This window comes from Sphingosinicella microcystinivorans (assembly GCF_027941835.1).
GTDB lineage: Bacteria > Pseudomonadota > Alphaproteobacteria > Sphingomonadales > Sphingomonadaceae > Sphingosinicella.
Genome location: NZ_CP116005.1, coordinates 2,600,526 through 2,617,676, shown reverse-complemented (window position 1 = coordinate 2,617,676; position 17,151 = coordinate 2,600,526). Strand labels below are relative to the sequence as shown.

20 protein-coding genes are annotated in these 17,151 nt (G+C 68.2%); 10 read left to right on the top strand and 10 right to left on the bottom strand.

Annotated elements, in window-relative coordinates; all coding sequences use genetic code 11:
* On the bottom strand, nt 1-1,806 hold the full coding sequence (lepA, locus tag PE061_RS12635) for a translation elongation factor 4 (protein ID WP_271255634.1): 1,806 nt from the start codon (nt 1,804-1,806) through the stop codon (nt 1-3).
* Between the two features lie 248 nt (nt 1,807-2,054).
* Here lepA and PE061_RS12630 point away from each other — a divergent pair, with 248 nt between their 5' ends.
* Nucleotides 2,055-3,047 (top strand): PEP-CTERM sorting domain-containing protein, encoded by a 993-nt coding sequence (locus PE061_RS12630; protein ID WP_271255633.1) that lies wholly within the window; start codon nt 2,055-2,057, stop codon nt 3,045-3,047.
* Nucleotides 3,048-3,062: 15 nt separating this feature from the next.
* On the opposite strand, the gene PE061_RS12625 is transcribed toward PE061_RS12630, so the two are convergent.
* From PE061_RS12625 to pnuC, 3 genes are read right to left on the bottom strand one after another with little or no spacing between them, the layout of a single operon-like run.
* Nucleotides 3,063-3,752 carry an RluA family pseudouridine synthase gene (locus tag PE061_RS12625; protein WP_271255632.1) on the bottom strand — a complete coding sequence of 230 codons (690 nt, stop codon included), beginning with the start codon at nt 3,750-3,752 and terminating at the stop codon, nt 3,063-3,065.
* Nucleotides 3,749-4,285 (bottom strand): ATP-binding protein, encoded by a 537-nt coding sequence (locus tag PE061_RS12620; RefSeq protein ID WP_271255631.1) that lies wholly within the window; start codon nt 4,283-4,285, stop codon nt 3,749-3,751. The genes PE061_RS12625 and PE061_RS12620 overlap by 4 nt, the downstream gene beginning before the upstream one ends.
* On the bottom strand, nt 4,282-4,842 hold the full coding sequence (gene pnuC / locus PE061_RS12615) for a nicotinamide riboside transporter PnuC (RefSeq protein ID WP_271255630.1): 561 nt from the start codon (nt 4,840-4,842) through the stop codon (nt 4,282-4,284). Before pnuC ends, PE061_RS12620 begins: the two co-directional genes overlap by 4 nt.
* Before the next feature lie 139 nt (nt 4,843-4,981).
* Here pnuC and rpoZ point away from each other — a divergent pair, with 139 nt between their 5' ends.
* Nucleotides 4,982-5,323: a DNA-directed RNA polymerase subunit omega gene (gene rpoZ, locus PE061_RS12610; RefSeq protein ID WP_271255629.1), complete on the top strand. Its 342-nt coding sequence runs from the start codon at nt 4,982-4,984 to the stop codon at nt 5,321-5,323.
* Nucleotides 5,324-5,405: 82 nt separating this feature from the next.
* Here the strand turns inward: rpoZ and copD are convergent, their stop codons facing one another.
* Genes copD through PE061_RS12595 form a run of 3 tightly spaced genes read right to left on the bottom strand, consistent with a single transcriptional unit; the run spans nt 5,406 to nt 7,161 of the window.
* Nucleotides 5,406-6,281: a copper homeostasis membrane protein CopD gene (gene copD / locus PE061_RS12605; RefSeq protein ID WP_271255628.1), complete on the bottom strand. Its 876-nt coding sequence runs from the start codon at nt 6,279-6,281 to the stop codon at nt 5,406-5,408.
* Nucleotides 6,281-6,640, bottom strand: coding sequence for a copper homeostasis periplasmic binding protein CopC (copC, locus tag PE061_RS12600; RefSeq protein WP_271255627.1), 360 nt, complete (start codon nt 6,638-6,640; stop codon nt 6,281-6,283). Before copC ends, copD begins: the two co-directional genes overlap by 1 nt.
* A 26-nt stretch (nt 6,641-6,666) precedes the next feature.
* Complete coding sequence (locus tag PE061_RS12595) at nt 6,667-7,161, bottom strand: YcnI family protein (RefSeq protein ID WP_271255626.1); 495 nt, start codon at nt 7,159-7,161, stop codon at nt 6,667-6,669.
* A 218-nt stretch (nt 7,162-7,379) separates the two neighbouring features.
* Between PE061_RS12595 and PE061_RS12590 the strand changes: the two genes are divergently transcribed.
* On the top strand, nt 7,380-8,174 hold the full coding sequence (locus PE061_RS12590) for a DODA-type extradiol aromatic ring-opening family dioxygenase (protein WP_271255625.1): 795 nt from the start codon (nt 7,380-7,382) through the stop codon (nt 8,172-8,174).
* 26 nt (nt 8,175-8,200) lie between these two features.
* Here PE061_RS12590 and PE061_RS12585 read toward each other — a convergent pair whose 3' ends face one another.
* Nucleotides 8,201-10,147, bottom strand: coding sequence for an alpha/beta hydrolase family protein (locus PE061_RS12585; RefSeq protein ID WP_271255624.1), 1,947 nt, complete (start codon nt 10,145-10,147; stop codon nt 8,201-8,203).
* 213 nt (nt 10,148-10,360) lie between these two features.
* On the opposite strand from PE061_RS12585, the gene PE061_RS12580 reads away from it, so the two are divergent.
* The 6 genes from PE061_RS12580 to PE061_RS12555 all read left to right on the top strand — a co-directional run bounded on the left by PE061_RS12580 (nt 10,361) and on the right by PE061_RS12555 (nt 15,480).
* Nucleotides 10,361-12,466 (top strand): RelA/SpoT family protein, encoded by a 2,106-nt coding sequence (locus PE061_RS12580; protein WP_271255623.1) that lies wholly within the window; start codon nt 10,361-10,363, stop codon nt 12,464-12,466.
* Nucleotides 12,463-13,047 carry an orotate phosphoribosyltransferase gene (pyrE, locus tag PE061_RS12575; protein WP_271255622.1) on the top strand — a complete coding sequence of 195 codons (585 nt, stop codon included), beginning with the start codon at nt 12,463-12,465 and terminating at the stop codon, nt 13,045-13,047. Before PE061_RS12580 ends, pyrE begins: the two co-directional genes overlap by 4 nt.
* The gene (locus PE061_RS12570; protein ID WP_271255621.1) at nt 13,044-13,793 is read left to right on the top strand and encodes a pyridoxine 5'-phosphate synthase; all 750 of its coding nucleotides are present in this window, start codon (nt 13,044-13,046) and stop codon (nt 13,791-13,793) included. The genes pyrE and PE061_RS12570 overlap by 4 nt, the downstream gene beginning before the upstream one ends.
* A gap of 2 nt (nt 13,794-13,795) precedes the next feature.
* Nucleotides 13,796-14,203 (top strand): holo-ACP synthase, encoded by a 408-nt coding sequence (acpS, locus tag PE061_RS12565; protein ID WP_271259192.1) that lies wholly within the window; start codon nt 13,796-13,798, stop codon nt 14,201-14,203.
* Nucleotides 14,200-15,021, top strand: coding sequence for a signal peptidase I (lepB, locus tag PE061_RS12560; RefSeq protein WP_271255620.1), 822 nt, complete (start codon nt 14,200-14,202; stop codon nt 15,019-15,021). The genes acpS and lepB overlap by 4 nt, the downstream gene beginning before the upstream one ends.
* A 162-nt stretch (nt 15,022-15,183) precedes the next feature.
* Nucleotides 15,184-15,480, top strand: a complete 297-nt coding sequence (locus PE061_RS12555; RefSeq protein ID WP_420794302.1) for an endonuclease domain-containing protein — start codon at nt 15,184-15,186, stop codon at nt 15,478-15,480.
* Nucleotides 15,481-15,540: 60 nt separating this feature from the next.
* Here the strand turns inward: PE061_RS12555 and PE061_RS12550 are convergent, their stop codons facing one another.
* Nucleotides 15,541-16,044, bottom strand: coding sequence for an FKBP-type peptidyl-prolyl cis-trans isomerase (locus PE061_RS12550; protein ID WP_271255618.1), 504 nt, complete (start codon nt 16,042-16,044; stop codon nt 15,541-15,543).
* A gap of 66 nt (nt 16,045-16,110) precedes the next feature.
* On the bottom strand, nt 16,111-16,317 hold the full coding sequence (gene rpsU / locus PE061_RS12545) for a 30S ribosomal protein S21 (protein ID WP_004208618.1): 207 nt from the start codon (nt 16,315-16,317) through the stop codon (nt 16,111-16,113).
* Between the two features lie 154 nt (nt 16,318-16,471).
* On the opposite strand from rpsU, the gene PE061_RS12540 reads away from it, so the two are divergent.
* On the top strand, nt 16,472-17,140 hold the full coding sequence (locus PE061_RS12540) for a COQ9 family protein (RefSeq protein WP_271259191.1): 669 nt from the start codon (nt 16,472-16,474) through the stop codon (nt 17,138-17,140).
* The last annotated feature ends 11 nt before the right edge of the window (nt 17,141-17,151 follow it).

The window sequence follows — 17,151 nt, the reverse complement described above, 5'->3', positions numbered from 1 at the left end:
CTACCCCTCGTCGCCCATTCTCAAGGCGGCGATGAAGGCCTCCTGCGGGATGCTGACCGAGCCGTACTCGCGCATGCGCTTCTTGCCTTCCTTCTGCTTGTCGAGGAGCTTGCGCTTGCGGCTGATGTCGCCGCCGTAGCACTTGGCGGTGACGTCCTTCCTCAGCGCCGCGATCGTCTCGCGCGCGATCACCTTGCCGCCGATCGCCGCCTGAATGGGAATCTTGAACAGGTGGCGGGGGATCAGGTCCTTCAGCCGCTCGCACATGTGGCGGCCGCGCGCTTCGGCCGCGCCGCGGTGCACGATCATGGAGAGCGCGTCGACGGGCTCGTTGTTGACGAGGATCGACATCTTCACGAGGTCGCCCTCGCGGTAGCCGATCTGGTGATAGTCGAAGCTCGCGTAGCCGCGGCTGATCGACTTCAGCCGGTCGTAGAAGTCGAACACCACCTCGTTCAAGGGCAGCTCATACGTCACCTGCGCGCGGCCGCCCACGTAGGTGAGGTTCTTCTGGATGCCGCGCCGGTCCTGGCAGAGCTTCAGGATCGAGCCGAGATATTCGTCGGGCACGTAGATCACCGCCTCGATCCACGGCTCCTCGACGAAGTCGATCTTCACCACGTCCGGATAATCGGCCGGGTTATGCAGCTCCTGCATCGTCCCGTCCGTCATGTGCATCCGGTAGACGACCGAGGGCGCCGTGGTGATGAGGTCGAGGTCGTACTCGCGCGTCAGCCGTTCCTGGATGATCTCGAGGTGCAGGAGGCCGAGGAAACCGCAGCGGAAGCCGAAGCCGAGTGCGGCGGAGGTCTCCATCTCGAAGCTGAACGAGGCATCGTTCAGCCGCAGCTTGGAGATGCTGTCGCGCAGCTTCTCGAAATCCGCCGCATCGACCGGGAACAGCCCGCAGAACACCACCGGCTGCACCTCCTTGAAGCCGGGCAGCGGCGCCTTCGCGGGGTTCTTCACCGTGGTGATGGTGTCGCCGACGCGGGTCTCGGAAATGTCCTTGATCTGCGCGGTGATGAAGCCGATCTCGCCCGCCGCGATCTCGTCGAGCGTCTCGATCTTGGGGCGCATACAGCCGACGCGGTCGATCAGGTGCTCGGTGCCGCCCGCCATGAACTTGATGTTCAGCCCCTTGCGGATGACGCCGTTCACGACGCGCACGAGGATGACGACGCCGAGGTACGGATCGTACCAGCTGTCGACCAGCATGGCCTCCAGCGGCGCATTGCGGTCGCCCTTGGGCGGCGGGATCTTGTGCACCACGGCCTCGAGCACGTCGTCGATGCCGATGCCGGACTTGGCACTGGCGAGCACCGCCTCGGAGGCGTCGAGGCCGATGATGTCCTCGATCTCGGCCTTCACCTTGTCGGGGTCGGCGGCGGGCAGGTCGATCTTGTTGATGACGGGCACGATCTCGTGGTCGTGCTCGATCGACTGGTAGACGTTCGCCAGCGTCTGCGCCTCGACGCCCTGCGCGGCGTCGACGACGAGCAGCGCGCCCTCGCACGCGGCGAGGCTGCGCGAGACTTCGTAGGCGAAGTCGACGTGGCCCGGCGTGTCCATCAGGTTCAGCGTGTATGTCTCGCCGTTCCTCGCCGTGTAGTCGAGGCGCACGGTCTGCGCCTTGATGGTGATGCCGCGCTCGCGCTCGATGTCCATGTTGTCGAGCACCTGCTCCGACATCTCGCGGTCGGTGAGGCCGCCCGTCCGCTGGATGAGGCGGTCGGCCAGCGTCGACTTGCCGTGGTCGATGTGGGCGATGATCGAGAAATTCCGGATGTGCGCGAGATCGGTCATGGGAGAGGCCAATTAGGGGCGCGCGCAGGTTTGGGCAAGCGCGGGCCTGCGGCAGTGTCGCCGTTTTTTACACAGCTCTACTACGCAAAACGAACGTGCCGCTTTCGAAATGAAAAAACATGGTCGAAATCCAAAACTTACGAGCCGGCACACCGATTTGGCACGGCTTATGCTTGACCCCCTTCGACGATCAGTCCGCCCGGCAGCGTTGCGCCAGACGTGCGTAGAAACACAGAGGGGATAGGACAATGCGTTACACGACCTCAATTCTGGCCGCCTGCGCCACGCTCGCGATTGCGACCGGCGCACAGGCCTCAGCCATCATCGACAATGGCACCGGCATTCAGCTCGGTGTCGACGATCGCGGACAGCTCAATGTCAACGGCGGCAGCGTTTCACTCGGCGAAAGAATTACGTGGGTTGGCCTGCGCCATCTGACGTCGGCGGGTGAACTGGAATCGACCGCCAACGGCTGCCTCTGCGAAGGCTGGGGCGTCGGCGCGGACGGCATCTCCGGCTATGCGAACAATGCCGTCGGAACCGCCAACCTGACTGTGCAAAGCTTCACGTCCGGCGGCACGGCGCACACGGACGCCGAGTCCGTCGGCAGCACGGCGACCTCGGTCGTCAACATGCAGGATATCCTGCGCGTGACGCACACGTTCACACCGTCGGCCTCCGACAATCTCTATCAGGTGCACGTGACCATCGAGAACATCGGCGCCAGCGACGTCAACGACCTGCGCTATCGCCGCACGTTCGACTGGGACATCGACCCGACAGCGTTCTCCGAATTCAGCACGATCGGCGGCACGGCGGGCGCGAGTGCGGTCATCGGTTCCAACGACAACGGCTTCTGTGACAGCAATCCTTACGCCGGCTGCGCCCCGATCTTCGCTTCGGGCGATTTCGTTGATGCCGGCTACGGAGATATCGGCGCCAATTTCGATTTCGCGTTCGGCAGTCTCGCCATCGGTGAAACTTTCGAGTTCGATATCTTCTACGGTGCGGCGTTCACCGAGGCCGCTGCGTTCTCCGCGCTCGCCGCGGTCGGCGCGGAGGTCTACAGCTTCGGTCAGAGCTGGCTCGACAAAACTGGCGGCAACGGCTCGACGTTCATCTTCGCCTTCAAGGGCGTCGGCGGAACGCCGATCGGCGAAGTGCCGGAACCGGCGGCGCTCGCGCTGTTCGGGCTCGGCGTCATCGGGTTGGGGGCAGCCCGCCGCCGCCGCAAGGCCTGAAACCTTACAGTCTCGTCACGCGGAAGGGGTCGCCCGAAAGGGCGGCCCCTTCTCATTTGCGGCGGCCTCGCGCGCCCAAAGCGGCCAGTCCGCCGGCAGCGCCGCGCTCACGGATACGGGCGCATCCTCCCGGTACGGAATGACGAGGCCGGCCGAATGCAGCCGCATCGGGCCCTTGCCGCCCCCATAGACCGGATCGCCCGCGATCGGCGCGAGCGCGTGCGCGGCGTGGACGCGGATCTGGTGCGTGCGCCCGGTTTCGGGGAAAAAGGCGACGAGCGCCTGCCCTCCGTGCGCGGCGAGCAGGCGCCAGCGCGTGGCGGCGGGTTTGCCGCCTTCGCCCACGACCATGCGCCAGCCCGCCTCCGCGCTCGACACCTTGGCGAGCGGCGCAGCGATGCGGCCTTCCGGCTCGGCCGGAATCCCGTCCAGCACGGCGAGATACGTCTTGGCCACCGCGCCCGCCGCGAACAGCTGGCCCAGCCGTTTCGCGGCCTTCGGATGCCGCGCGAGCACGAGGCAGCCCGACGTGTCGCGGTCGAGCCGGTGCGCGGGCTGCGGCAAGCGGCGGAACCCGAAGGCGAGTTCGCCGAGCCGGTCGTCGAGGCTGCGGGGCGTCTTCGGCCCGGCATGGACGGCGAGCCCCGCCGGCTTGTCGATCACCAGCATGTGCGCGTCGATATGAAGGACGGGCAGCGCCGTCATGCGATCCCGGCGGAGGCGATCGCCGCGACCGCCGCGGCGAAGCGCTGCTCGGCATCGCCCGAGATCGGCACCCACGGCACGCCCCGCCGCTCCAGCTCGGCACGCGACAACGCCATGAAGCGCGCCCTCTCCTCCGCCGTGCGGTGCAGGCGGACGCCGTCGTCCGTCCACGGCACGTCGTCCGCCGTCAGCAGGTAGAGATCGCCGACGTCGGTGAAGGCGTCGAGCGCGGGCAGGCGATGCCCGAGGCCCATCACCGCCCACGCCGCCGTCATCAGCGGGTCGGTGTCCGAGATGATGAGGGGTGCGCCGCGCGCCGCCGCCTGCTCGCGCGCCGCCTCGGTGAGCGCGACGTGGCCGTGCATGATGGCGACGAGATCGTCCGCATCGGTCTCGCTGCCGTGCACCTCGCAGTAGAGGCGTCCGTATTCGGGGACCAGCCCGGTGCCGTAGTGCGCCGCGAGCCGGGCGCCGAGCGTCGACTTCCCCGTGCTCTCGGGCCCGTGGAGAACGACGTTCGCGGGCCGTTTCATGCCGCTGCCCCGGCGGCGCGGCGCCACTGGATGAGCCCGGCGATCGCAAGGCCGAGGAACACGGTATAGAGCGCCGACGTCACCGGGAGATCGCGCCACCAGAACAGACCGACGGCGAGCACGTTGACGACGATCCAGTAGAGCCAGTTCTCGACGAAACGCCGCACCATCAGGAGCTGGCCGGTGACGCTGAGGCACGCGACGGCGCCGTCCACATACGGCGCCGCGGCGTCCGTGAAGCGGTGCATCGCGCTCGACCACAGGAACCAGAGCACCGCCGTGACGGCGAGCACGACGGCGTTGCCGCGCAGGCCCATCCAGCGCACCGGCACGGTATGGTGCTGCTGCACGCGCCGCCAGCTGATCCAGCCGTAGATATTGAGAACAAGGAAGAAAATCTGCAAGAGCGCGTCGCTGTAGAGCTGCGTTCCGTAGAACACCACGGCGTACAGGCTGACCATCGCGATGCCGAACGGGTAGTTCCACACGCTGCGGCGAACGAGCAGCGCGACGTTGGCAAGGCCGAGCAGTGCAGCGATGATTTCGAGGGCGGACATCCGTCTTCCGCATAGCATCCGGGGCGCCCCGTGCAATGCGCCGAAACGTCGGGATCGGGGCTTTTCCTTGACTCCTGTTGCGCGCGCGCCTACATCGCGGCCCTTACGAATTTCCCGATTTTTTGCTGGAGTTTGCCCGATGGCGCGCGTCACCGTCGAAGATTGTGTGGACAAGGTTCCCAACCGTTTCGAACTCGTGCTGCTCGCGGGCCAGCGCGCCCGCCAGATTTCGAGCGGTGCCGAGCTGACCATCGACCGCGACCGCGACAAGAATCCGGTCGTCGCGCTGCGCGAGATCGCCGAGGAGACCGTGAAGCCCGTGCAGCTGAACGAGGCGCTGGTCTCGGGGATGCAGCGCGTGATCGTCGACGACGAGGACACGGTGGACGAGATCGGCAGCCTCGCCGAGAGCGCCGAGGCGCTGCGCCTCACCGCCGCCGCGCCGCCGAAGCCGACGCCGATCGTCCCCGACTACGACTGACCGGGCGGACCAGCGAACGAAAAACGGCGGGGCCTTCCCCGCCGTTTTCATTTCAGGCCAGTACGCTTCAGGCCAGTACGCTTCAGGGCAGCGCGCTCATCCCGAGCGCCGCGACCAGCGCGAGGACGAGGAGCCCGAGCGCGTATTCCGCCGCGACATGGCCTTGCAGGCGGCGACGCAGGGATGCCGTGTCGCTGCCCCGCCGCTCCAGCGCTGCGAGCAGGCGAAAGCGGTTCGCCGCGGCAAGCAGCAGCATCGCCCCGAACGCCGCGAGCTTCGCGGCCAGCAGCCGGCCCCATGCCGTGGAGAGCGTCGCGGAAAGATCCGTGACGGACAGCAGCATGTTCGACAGCCCCGTCACGCCCAGCACGGCGACCGCGATGTAGCCCATCGCGGAGAAGCGGTGCAGCGCCGCGGCAAGCTGGCGGGAATCCGTCTCCGTCCGCAGGAACAGCCACAGCGGCGCCAGCCCGCCGATCCAGAAGGCGGCCGCGACGAGGTGCAGCGCATCGCCCGCCATGTGCCAGTAGCGGAGCGGCGGATCGTTCACCTGCGTGTGCCCCGTGCCCGCCAGCGCGGCGACGAGCGCGAGCGCGAGGACGGCCCGGAAGCGCGGCGTGCGCAGCCCCGCCGCCAGCGCGCCCGCAAGGATCGCCAGGAGCATCAGCCGGGCGAGCCAGAGCCTGCCGAAGCCGGTTTCCGTCATGATGTACGAAACGACCGCGGGCTCGGCCGCCTCGATCGACCCGGCCATCGCGAGCACGGTCGCCGCCGCCCAGCCGACCGCGCCCGCAAGCGCGGCGACGGAGAGCCACACGGCCGCCGGCCGCAACCGCAGCTCGACCACCTGCGCGGTCGGCGCGCCCGCCGTCCCGTAGAGCCGCCAGGCGAGAAGCCCGGCCAGCGGGACGAGCGCGACGTAATGGACAAGGCGCGCGCCGTAGAGCGCCCATTCCATCAGCGCACGCCGAACCCGTAGTGCCCCTCCACGCGGTGCGTATCCGAGGAAACCACGTGCCACTGGACATGATAGCTGCCCGCCGGAAGCGCCCCCGCGAGCGGCACGACCAGTTCCTTGCCGTCCTGCCCCGCCTTCGCCTTGCCCGTCGGCACGGCCTTGCCCGCGGCGTCGACCACCTTGATGCCCGACAGCGGCAGCATCACCGCCTCGCTGAACACCAGCCGCACCTCCTTCGGCGAGGCCACCACGGCATCGGGCGCGGGCGCGGCCTTCAGCACGGACGGGTGCGCGAGCGCGGCGCCCGCGGGCAGGGCGGCGGCAAGCGCCGCGGCAAGGCGAAACAGGGGCATACGCATGGTCATTCTCCTCAACACGTGCGGGATCATCGGGACCCGGTGACGGTCAGCGTCGGCGCGGGATAGCGCAGCCCGGTCTGCGCGTTGGAAGCGTCCGGCACCTCGGTCCACCGCTTCTCGCCCGCCACGCAGGTCTGGACCGCCGGAAAACGCAGCGGACCGGGGGCGCCCGGCAGGCGCAGCAGCACCGTGAACTGCTCGAAATGCGAATCCGGCACAGCAGGCCCGCCCGACCACGTGATCCGCGTCACGCGCTCGCGCTGCACGACGCCTTCGTTGATGATCGGATCGGCAAGCGGCGCGTGCTCGAGCCGGATGTCCCAGCCCGCCTTCGGCTGCGGCTTTGCGAAAACGATGCTCTCGGGAATCTCGACGCTGAGCGCCGTGGTCGCCGCCCCCGCGCAGCCTTCGGGCACCCAGAACGCCAGCGCCACCGGGCGCCCGGCTTCCGCCGACCGGGGCATGGTGACGACATGCGCGGATGCGGCGCCCGCCCAGAGCATCGCGGCACCGCCGATCAATACTGCGCTCCTGCTCATACTCCCCGACCTACCGACTCTGACACATGTCAATGTTATTTCGAAATTTTCGCACGATTTCGAAGAAGGCTCAAACATCTTCGAAATAGTTTCGAAATTAACGCACGAACACGCCGCGGTGCGGGTGTTGCATTTTCCGCAACCGCGGGATCGCCGCCATGCCCCTTTTCAGCGCGGCGCATCGCTTCCACATAACGGCCATGACAAACGCCACCCAGCCCGCGCTCTTCATCCCCCACGGCGGCGGACCGTGCTTCTTCATGGACGACCCGCGCGGCATCTGGCGCGGCATGGCGTCCTACCTCGGCGGCATTGCGGCGAGCCTGCCTGCCCGCCCCCGCGCCATCCTCGTCGTTTCAGGCCACTGGGAGACGGACGGCTTCGCCTTCACGGGGGCGGAACGGCCGCCTCTCGTCTACGACTATTACAACTTCCCGTCCCACACCTACGAGCTGCGCTACGACGCCCCCGGCGACCCGGCGCTGGCGGCACGCGCGGCGGGCCTGCTGCGGGATGCCGGCCTGCCCGCCGCCGTCGACGCGGCGCGCGGACTCGACCACGGCGTCTTCATCCCCCTGAAGGTCGCGTTTCCCGATGCCGCCATCCCGGTCGTCGAAATGTCGGTGGAGCGCGGCCTCGACCCCGCGCTGCACCTCGCCGCCGGCCGCGCGCTCGCGCCGCTGCGCGACGAAGGCGTGCTCATCCTCGGCTCGGGCATGAGCTTCCACAACATGCGCGGCTACGGCGACCCGCGCTTCACCGCGCCTTCGGACGCGTTCGACGACTGGCTGACGCGCGCCGTCGAAGCGGATGCCGAAACGCGCGCCGCGCGCCTCGTGCGCTGGGCGGAGGCGCCCGCCGCGCGCGCCAGCCACCCGCGCGAGGAGCACCTCATTCCGTTGATGGTCGCGGCCGGCGCATCGGATGCGCCGGGCCGAAGCGACTACCGCGAGCACGTGCTCGAAACGGCGATCTCCGGCTTCCGGTTCTCCTGACCTCCGGCCCCGCCGCCGGGCAGAAATCAGGGCGCCGCGGGATTGTGCTTCTCGACGAAGGCGACCGCGGCGCTCAGCATCGCGAGCCGCGTCGCGCTTTTCGACAGCCAGTGGTCCTCGCCCTTCAGCGTGACGAGGTCCACCGGCTTGCCCGCCTTCTGCAGCGCGCGGTGCATCACGGCGCTCTGCTCGTGGAGCACCACCGTGTCGTCCTTGCCGTGGATCAGCAGGACCGGGGCGTCGGCCCGCTCCGCGAAACGCGCGGGCGAGATGGCGTCGAGGTCGCGCCCCGAGCCGATCTCGGCCTTCAGCGAGCGGATCAGCGTCTTGTCATTGGCGCTTTCCCGCACGTCGGTCGCATACATCCGCTTCACGTCGCTGACACCGGCGACCGATACCGCGCAGCGATACAGCCCCTGCTGAAGCGTGACGCCCGCCAGCGCCGCATAGCCGCCATAGCTTGCGCCCATGATGCAGGCGCGTTTCGGGTCCACGATGCCCTGCCGCACGAGTTCGGCAAGACCGTCCGAAATGTCGGTCTGCATCTTGCGGCCCCATTCGCCATGCCCGGCCCGCTCGAAATCCGGGCCGAGACCGCTCGAGCCGCGAAAGTTCGGCTGGAACACCGCATAGCCGCGCGATGCGAACGCCTGCGCCCACCAGTCGAACACCGGATAGTCGCGCGAGGCGGGTCCGCCGTGCGGAAGCACGACGACCGGCAGGGCCTTGGGCGCGCGCCCCGGTGGCAGGGTGAGCACGCCCGCCATCGCGAGCCCGTCGCCGGCCGTGTAGGGCACCATCCGCACCGGCCCGACGTCTTCGGGCCTCAGCGCGTAGGACACGCCGAGCACCTTCGCGGAACGGTTCCTGATGTCGACCAGCCACCACGTCGGCGGTTCGCCGGTCCCGTCGGTCAGCACGATCAGCCGATCGAAGGCGTCGTTCCAGTCGACGAGATCCACGCGCTTGCCCGGAAACGCCTTTCGCGTCGCCGCCATCACCTTTTCGCGCTGCGCGTCGTAGAAACGCACCTCGGGCACGTCGCCCTCGACGACATGGCCGATGATCCTGCGCGTCCGGCGGTCCATCAGCCGCCACCCTGCCTGCCCGCCGATCGCGAGGTCCTTGCCCGCCCCGCCCGCGAGCGGCTGTTCGATCCAGCGCGGATCGCCCGTTTCCTCGTCCGCGACCCAGTAGACGAGCGTGCCGGGTGTCCTGCCGAGACCGATGAAGCCGACATTGCCGAAAGGCGCCCGTCCCGAAGCGATGAGGCGGTTGTCGGCCCCCTTGATCTGCCAGTTCCCCTCCCGGCTGCCGAAATCCAGCGTCGCCGCCACCGCGCCGTTTTCGTCGAGCAGCCAGCGCCGATAGGTTTCCACGCTTTCGAGACGGCGCGCGATCCGCTTGTGCTTGCCGGTCTCGAGATCGACTTCGTAGAGTTCGGGAGCCGTGTTTCCGATGCGATACCCGTCCATCGCGCTGCCGTCCAACGTCATGCCGCCGAAATAGCCGTACCAGCGGCCCTGCCGTTCGATCGCGCCGTAATAGCCGCGAACGCCGCCGGTGATCTCACGGGTCTTCTGGAAGACGTTCCATACGTTGCCGCCGTCCAGCGGCACGACGGTTGCCGATGAAAGCTCGGCCTGCGACGACGTGAACTCCGCTCCGAGGTCGACGGTATGGCGGGTTTCGAGCAAGAGCCGGTCTTCCCCGATCCAGTTCACGTCCCGCAGCTTGTGGTCGCCGACCGGTAGCGCAAGGATGGCCTTGTCGCTCTTGTCGACGACGATCAGCCTGCGCGCTTCCGCGGCAACGCCGACGATCGCGACGCGTTCGCCGGACGGCGAGATCGCCGCCATCTCGAAGCCCGGAAGCTGTCCGTACACGTCGATGGGAGGGGCAGCGACGACGGGTCGTGCGGCGAGCAGGAACAGGAAAAGCGCCGGCGTTATTCTTGAGAAATGAAACCGCACGCTGCTCTCTCCCCCAATCGCGAACCGGCCTGCACAGAAAAGAACCGGGACAGCGCAAATTCAAGGGCGAAAAATCGGTGCGACGACTTGAGGCCGCAAAGTAACACGTGCCCGCCGACGGAAGCAGCGGCGGCATAAAACGATCAACTCTCCCCTTGCCCCGCACCGCCCCATGACCCCAAATAGCCACAGAAGGTTGCGGGAAAGGCACACGTGCTCAGGCAGTTCGAACTCGTCGAGAAGGTGAAATCCTATGATCCGGGAGCGGACGAGGACCTGCTGAACCGCGCCTATGTGTTTTCGGTGAAGGCGCACGGCAGCCAGCTTCGCGCCAGCGGTGATCCCTATTTCTCGCACCCCATCGAGGTGGCGGGCATCCTCACCGACCTGAAGCTCGACGACGAGACGATCGCGACCGCGATCCTGCACGACACGATCGAGGACACGGTGGCGACGACGGAGCAGGTCGAGGCGCTGTTCGGCAAGAACGTCGCGCGGCTCGTGGACGGCGTCACCAAGCTGTCGCGCATCGAGGCGCAGACGGAGAGCGAGCGGGCGGCGGAGAATTTCCGCAAGTTCCTGCTCGCGATGTCGGACGACATCCGCGTGCTGCTGGTGAAGCTCGCCGACCGGCTCCACAACATGCGCACGCTGCACTTCATCAAGGACCCGGAGAAGCGCAAGCGCATCGCCCGCGAGACGATGGACATCTACGCGCCGCTCGCCGAGCGGATCGGCATGTACGAGTTCATGGACGAGATGAAGCAGATCGCGTTCCGCGAGCTGGAGCCGGAGGCGTACCAGTCGATCACGACGCGGCTCGAACGCCTGCGCGCGGCGGGCGGCGACCAGCTCACCCGGATCAGCGCGGAGATCAAGGACGTGCTCGGCAGCCACGGCGTCGACGCCGAGGTGGCGGGCCGCGAGAAGCGGCCCTTCTCGATCTGGCGCAAGATGCAGGAGCGGCACATCCCGTTCGAGCAGCTTTCGGACGTGATCGCGTTCCGCGTGATCGTGGCGCGGCCCGACGACTGCTACCGCGCGCTCGGCGTCATCCACCAGCGCTGGCCGATGGTGCCGGGGCGCTTCAAGGACTTCATCTCCACGCCCAAGCGCAACGGCTACCGCTCGCTGCACACCACGATCATCCACGGCGACCACATGCGCGTCGAGATCCAGATCCGCACGCGCGCGATGCACGAGCAGGCCGAGATGGGCCTCGCCGCGCACTGGGCCTACAAGCAGGACGAGAACGCCCGCGCCTCCGAGCGTTATCCGTGGCTCTCCGACCTCCTCGAAATCCTCGATCAGGCGGGCAGCCCCGAGGAGCTGATGGAGAACGCCAAGCTCGGCCTCTATCAGGACCAGGTGTTCTGCTTCACGCCGAAGGGCGAACTCATACAGCTTCCCCGCGGCGCGACGCCGGTGGACTTCGCCTATGCCGTCCATTCCAAGATCGGCGAGACGACCGTGGGCGCCAAGGTGAACGGCCGCGTCGTGCCGCTGCGCACCACGCTTGCGAACGGCGATCAGGTCGAAATCCTGCGCTCGGCGCGGCAGCAGCCGGACGCGACGTGGGAGAGCTTCGTCGTCACCGCGAAGGCGCGCGCCGCGATCCGCCGCTTCATCCGCCACAAGGAGCACGAGGAGCAGGCCGCGCTCGGCGAACGCCTGCTCGCCGACATCATCAAGCGGCTCGACGTGAAGCTGAACGATTCGGCGATCAAGGACGCGCTTGGCCGCCTCGGCCTTCAGAACCGCAATGACCTCGTGATGGCGCTCGCCGCGCACCGGATCGAGGACGATGCCGTCATCGACGCGCTGCTGCCCGGCCGCATCCTCAACGCCCGCGCCAAGCGGCGCGCGAAGCGCAACCCCAAGGCGAAGCTCTCGATCAAGGGGCTGACGCCGGGCGTCTCCGTCCACCTCGCGCAGTGCTGCAGCCCGATTCCCGGAGATCGCATCGTCGGCATCCGCCGCCAGAGCGGGGCCATCGACGTGCACACCATCGACTGCTCGACGCTCGCCGACGCGGACGCGCGCGAATGGCTCGATCTCGGCTGGGGCGACGACACCGAAGGCGCCGTCGTGCGGCTTTCCGCGGTGCTCCGCAACGAGCCCGGCAGCCTCGCCACCATGACCGGCGTGCTCGCGAAGCAGGGCGCAAACATCGTGAACATGCGCACGCACCACCGCGACCGCGACTTCCACACCTTCGTCGTCGACGTCGAGGTGGACAATCTGGCGCATCTCACGAATATCATCGGTGCGTTAAGGGCGACCGACGCCGTGACATCCGTGGAGCGCATGAAGGCATGACAGACGAAGAGGTTCTCGGGGAATTCCGCGCCGCCGGGGCGCTGCTTGAAGGGCATTTCATCCTGTCCTCGGGCCTCCGCTCGCCGAAATACCTGCAATGCGCGCGCGTGCTCATGGACCCGGCGCGCGCCGAGCGGCTCGCGAAGGCGCTGGCCGCGAAGATCCCCGCCGACCTGCGCGGCGGGATCGAGGCCGTGGTCGCGCCGGCGATGGGCGGCCTCATCATCGGCTACGAGGTCGCGCGCGCGCTCGGGGTCGAATCGATGTTCGTCGAGCGCCCCGCGGGAACCTTCGAGCTCAGGCGCGGTTTCCGGCTGGAACCGGGCACGAAGGTGCTGATGATGGAAGACGTGGTGACGACCGGCCTCTCCTCGCGCGAGGCGATCGCGGCCATCGAGGCGGCGGGTGGCAAGGTGATCGCGGGCGGCTGCCTCGTCGACCGCTCGAACGGCAACGCCGACATCGGCGTGCCGCTCTATCCGCTGATCCGCCTCGACGTCCCCACCTACAGCGCCGACAAGTTGCCGCAGGACCTCGCCGCGCTGCCCGCCGTGAAGCCGGGATCGAGGGCCGCCGCGTGAGCGCGCTGCGCCTCGGCGTCAACATCGACCACGTCGCCACCATCCGCAACGCGCGCGGCGGCGTGCATCCCGATCCCGTGAAGGCCGCGCTCATCGCCGCCGCGGCGGGCGCGGACGGCATCACCGCGCACCTGCGCGAGGACCGGCGTCACATCAGCGACGACGACATCGCGCGGCTCTCGAACGAGATCGACCTGCCGCTGAACCTCGAGATGGCGGCGACCGAGGAGATGCTCGACATCGCGCTCCGCCACGCGCCGCACGCCGTCTGCATCGTGCCCGAGCGGCGCGAGGAGCGCACGACCGAGGGCGGGCTCGACGTCGTCGGCAACCAGCCGAACCTGCGCACGTTCGTCGAGCGCCTCTCGGCGCGCGGCTGCCGCGTCAGCCTGTTCATCGAGCCGGACCCCGAGCACATCGAGGCCTCCGCCGCGATCGGCGCCGCCGTCGTCGAGCTCCACACCGGCCGCTACGCGCTGACCGAAGGCATCTCGCTCGAGGAAGAGCTGGAACGCCTGAAGGCAGGCGCGGCGCTCGCCGCGAAGCGCGGGCTTGAGGTCCACGCCGGGCACGGCCTGCGCTTCGACAATGTTGCCGCCATCGCCGCGATCCCCGAGATCGCCGAGCTCAACATCGGGCATTTCCTTGTCGGCGAGGCGGTGTTCATCGGCCTCGACGCCGCGATCCGCGAGATGCGGCGGCTGATGGACGCGGCGCGGCCCGCGACCGCTGCCGCGGGAGCCTGATCCTGCCACACGTCGTCGGCCTCGGTTCTGACCTCTGCAACATCGAGCAGATCCAGTCGAGCCTCGACCGGTTCGGCGCGCGCTTCATCAACCGCGTCTTCACGGAAATCGAGATCGCGCGCTCCGAAAAGCGCGTGCTGACGCGCGCCGCCTCCTACGCCAAGCGCTTCGCCGCCAAGGAGGCCTGCGCGAAGGCGCTCGGAACCGGTTTCCGGCGCGGCGTGTTCATGCGCGACATGGGCGTCGTCAACCTCCCCTCCGGCCAGCCGACGCTGGCGCTGACCGGCGGCGCGGCGCTGCGGCTCGCCGAGATCACGCCCGCGGGCCACGCGCTCGACATCCACCTGACGCTCACCGACGACCATCCGTGGGCGCAGGCGATGGTCCTCATCACGGCGCGCCTGCTGTGAACGCGAAGAAACCCCGCATCGACTGGAAGAAGGAGCTGCGCTACGCGGCCCTCCTCGGCGTCGCCGTGATGGGCATCTGGTCGTTCGTCGCCAAGCCCTTCTACATCCCTTCCGAATCCATGGTGCCGACGTTGCTCGTGGGGGACCGGCTCGTCGTCACCAAATACCCCTACGGCTATTCGTACCTGTCGCCGTTCCTGCCGGTGCTGCCGAAGATGGAGGGCCGCGTCTGGGGCAAGCTGCCCGCGCGCGGCGACATCGTGGTGGTGAAATCGCCGAGCGACCACAAGGACTGGATCAAGCGCGTGATCGGCCTTCCCGGCGACACGGTGCAGATGCAGGGCGGCGTGCTCTACCTCAACAACAGCGCCGTGCCGAAGCGCCCCGCCGCGCCCACGATGATCCCGGAAAGCGAGAACATGCCCTGCGCGCGGCCGGAGTTCCGCGTCGTCGAGGCCGACGGGACACGCTTCTGCCGCTATCCGCGCTTCATCGAGACGCTGCCCGGAAAGCAGGGACCCGGGCGCAGCTACGCCGTGCTCGACCTGACGTTCAGCTATTCCGACGACACGCCGCCGGTGACGGTGCCCGAGGGCCACGTGTTCCTGATGGGCGACAACCGCGACCGCTCCGCCGACAGCCGCTTCTCGCCCGAGGAGGAAGGGCTCGGCGTGCTGCCGATCGAGAACGTCATCGGCCGCGCCGAGTTCACCACCTTCTCGCTCGACGGCAGCCAGCGCTTCTGGAACCCGGTGAGCTGGTTCACCGCGCTGCGCGGCGAACGGGCATGGCTGTCGCTGCGGGACGGGGAGGAATAGCGGCGAGGTTTCGGCGCAGGCCATAGGTTCGCATACCCCTCTCCCTCGATGGGAGAGGGAGGGGCCCGCCGCGTGCGGTGGGAGGGTGAGGGTGGCCGGGTGAAACGGTATCCGACGGCAGGAGCGGTTCAACGCGCACGACGGCTTCGTCGTGAGGCGACGGTGTTCGAACGCAAGCTATGGTCTGCACTTCGGGAGCGGCTGCCGGGATTGAAGTTCCGCAGACAAGTGCCGTTCGGGCCCTACATCGCCGATTTCGCCAGCCATCGGGCAAGGCTCATCATCGAACTCGACGGCGAAGGCCACGCGTTCAGGATCGAAGCGGATGCTGCACGAACGCGCTTTCTGGAAGCCGAAGGCTATCGGGTGCTGCGGTTCCGGAATGCAGAGGTGGTCGAGAAGCTCGACGGGATGATCGACACGATCGTCGCGCCCACCACCCTCACCGACTGCGACTAGCCGGCTCTGCCGGCAAGTCTTCCTAGCCTCTCCCATCGAGGGAGAGGAGGACGGCGTGGCTTACTGCTGCGGGTCCTGCGGCGGCATACCCTGCTCGAGGGCCTCGCGCGGCGCGATCTCGAGCAGCTCGACGTCGAACTCCAACGTTGCGTTCGGCGGGATGACGCCGCCGGCGCCTTCCGCGCCGTAGGCGAGCTGCGGCGGCACGCGGAAGCGGTACTTGGAGCCCTTCGGCATCAGTTGGATGCCCTCTTCCCAGCCGGGGATCAGCCCTTGCAGCGGGAACGCGGCGGGCTGGCCGCGCTGGTAGCTCGAATCGAACACGGTGCCGTCGAGCAGGCGGCCCTCGTAGTGGACGAGCACCACGTCGGCGGCGGTCGGCTTCTCGCCGTCGCCCTCGCGGATCACCTCGTACATCAGGCCGGAGGCTGTCGTCTGCATGTTGGCGGGCACCGCGAATTTCTGCGTTCCGGCCCACGCGAGCGCGCCCATGCCGACGAACAGGACCGCGAGGAGCAGAACCCAACGGCCAAGGCCGCTACCGCGCGTCGCAACAGTCGCCATCAGCGCACACTCCAGACCTGAAACTTGAAACGGACCACGGCCCCTTGGACGGGGCCGGAGAGCAGCTTAACGGACGCCGTCGCGCTCGGCGCGCTTGCGCTCCAGCTTGCGGGCGCGGCGGACGGCGGCCGCCTTCTCGCGGGCGCGCTTCTCGGAGGGCTTCTCGTAGTGGCGACGCAGCTTCATCTCGCGGTAGACGCCTTCACGCTGCAGCTTCTTCTTGAGCGCACGAAGGGCCTGATCGACATTGTTGTCGCGAACGATGATTTGCATGCGGCCGTCTACTCCAATCCAGTTTTGCCGTCTGCCCGGCACAATAAAACGAGCCGCCGGAGGCAAGCCTCGGCGGAAAGAGCGCGCGATCTAGCAGATTCGCGTGCCAGCGGCAAGGGCTGACGCGCGGCGCCTGCTGGTGTATCACGCGGCCATGACCGAGACCATCGCGCCCGCAGACATGACGCTCGACGAGCTTCGCCCCGTGCTGGTGGAGGCCCTGCTGCCGAGCGTCGCCTTCGACGGCTGGGGCGAGGCGGCGTTGGATGCCGCCGCCGCTGCCGTGGGCATTCCCGCGGACCGGGCGCGGCTGGTGTTCCCGGGCGGCGCGGCCGACATGATCGACGCGTGGATACTGAAGGCCGACCGCGACATGGCCGCCGAAATGGCGCGGCGCGGCGCCGCCGCCATGAAGATCCGCGACCGCATCGCCACCGCGGTCCGCATCCGCATCGAACAGGCGCGGCCGCACAAGGAAGCCGTGCGCCGCGCGCTCGCCGTGCTCGCGCTGCCGCAGAATGCCGTGCTTTCCGCGCGCACATTGTGGCGCAGCGCCGATGCGATGTGGCGCGCCGCGGGCGACACGGCGACCGATTTCAACCATTACACGAAGCGCCTGTCGCTCGGCGGCGTCTATGCGGCGACGCTGCTCTACTGGCTTCAGGACGAGAGCGGGGACGACGCGGAGACCTTCGCGTTCCTCGACCGCCGCATCGAGACGATCATGCAGGTGGAAAAGACCAAGGCGCGGTTTCGGGAACGCGCGAACAACCGTCCGCGCCTGTCCCGCTTCCTCGGCCGCCTGCGTTATCCTGCCGCGTAAGCCGGCTTTCC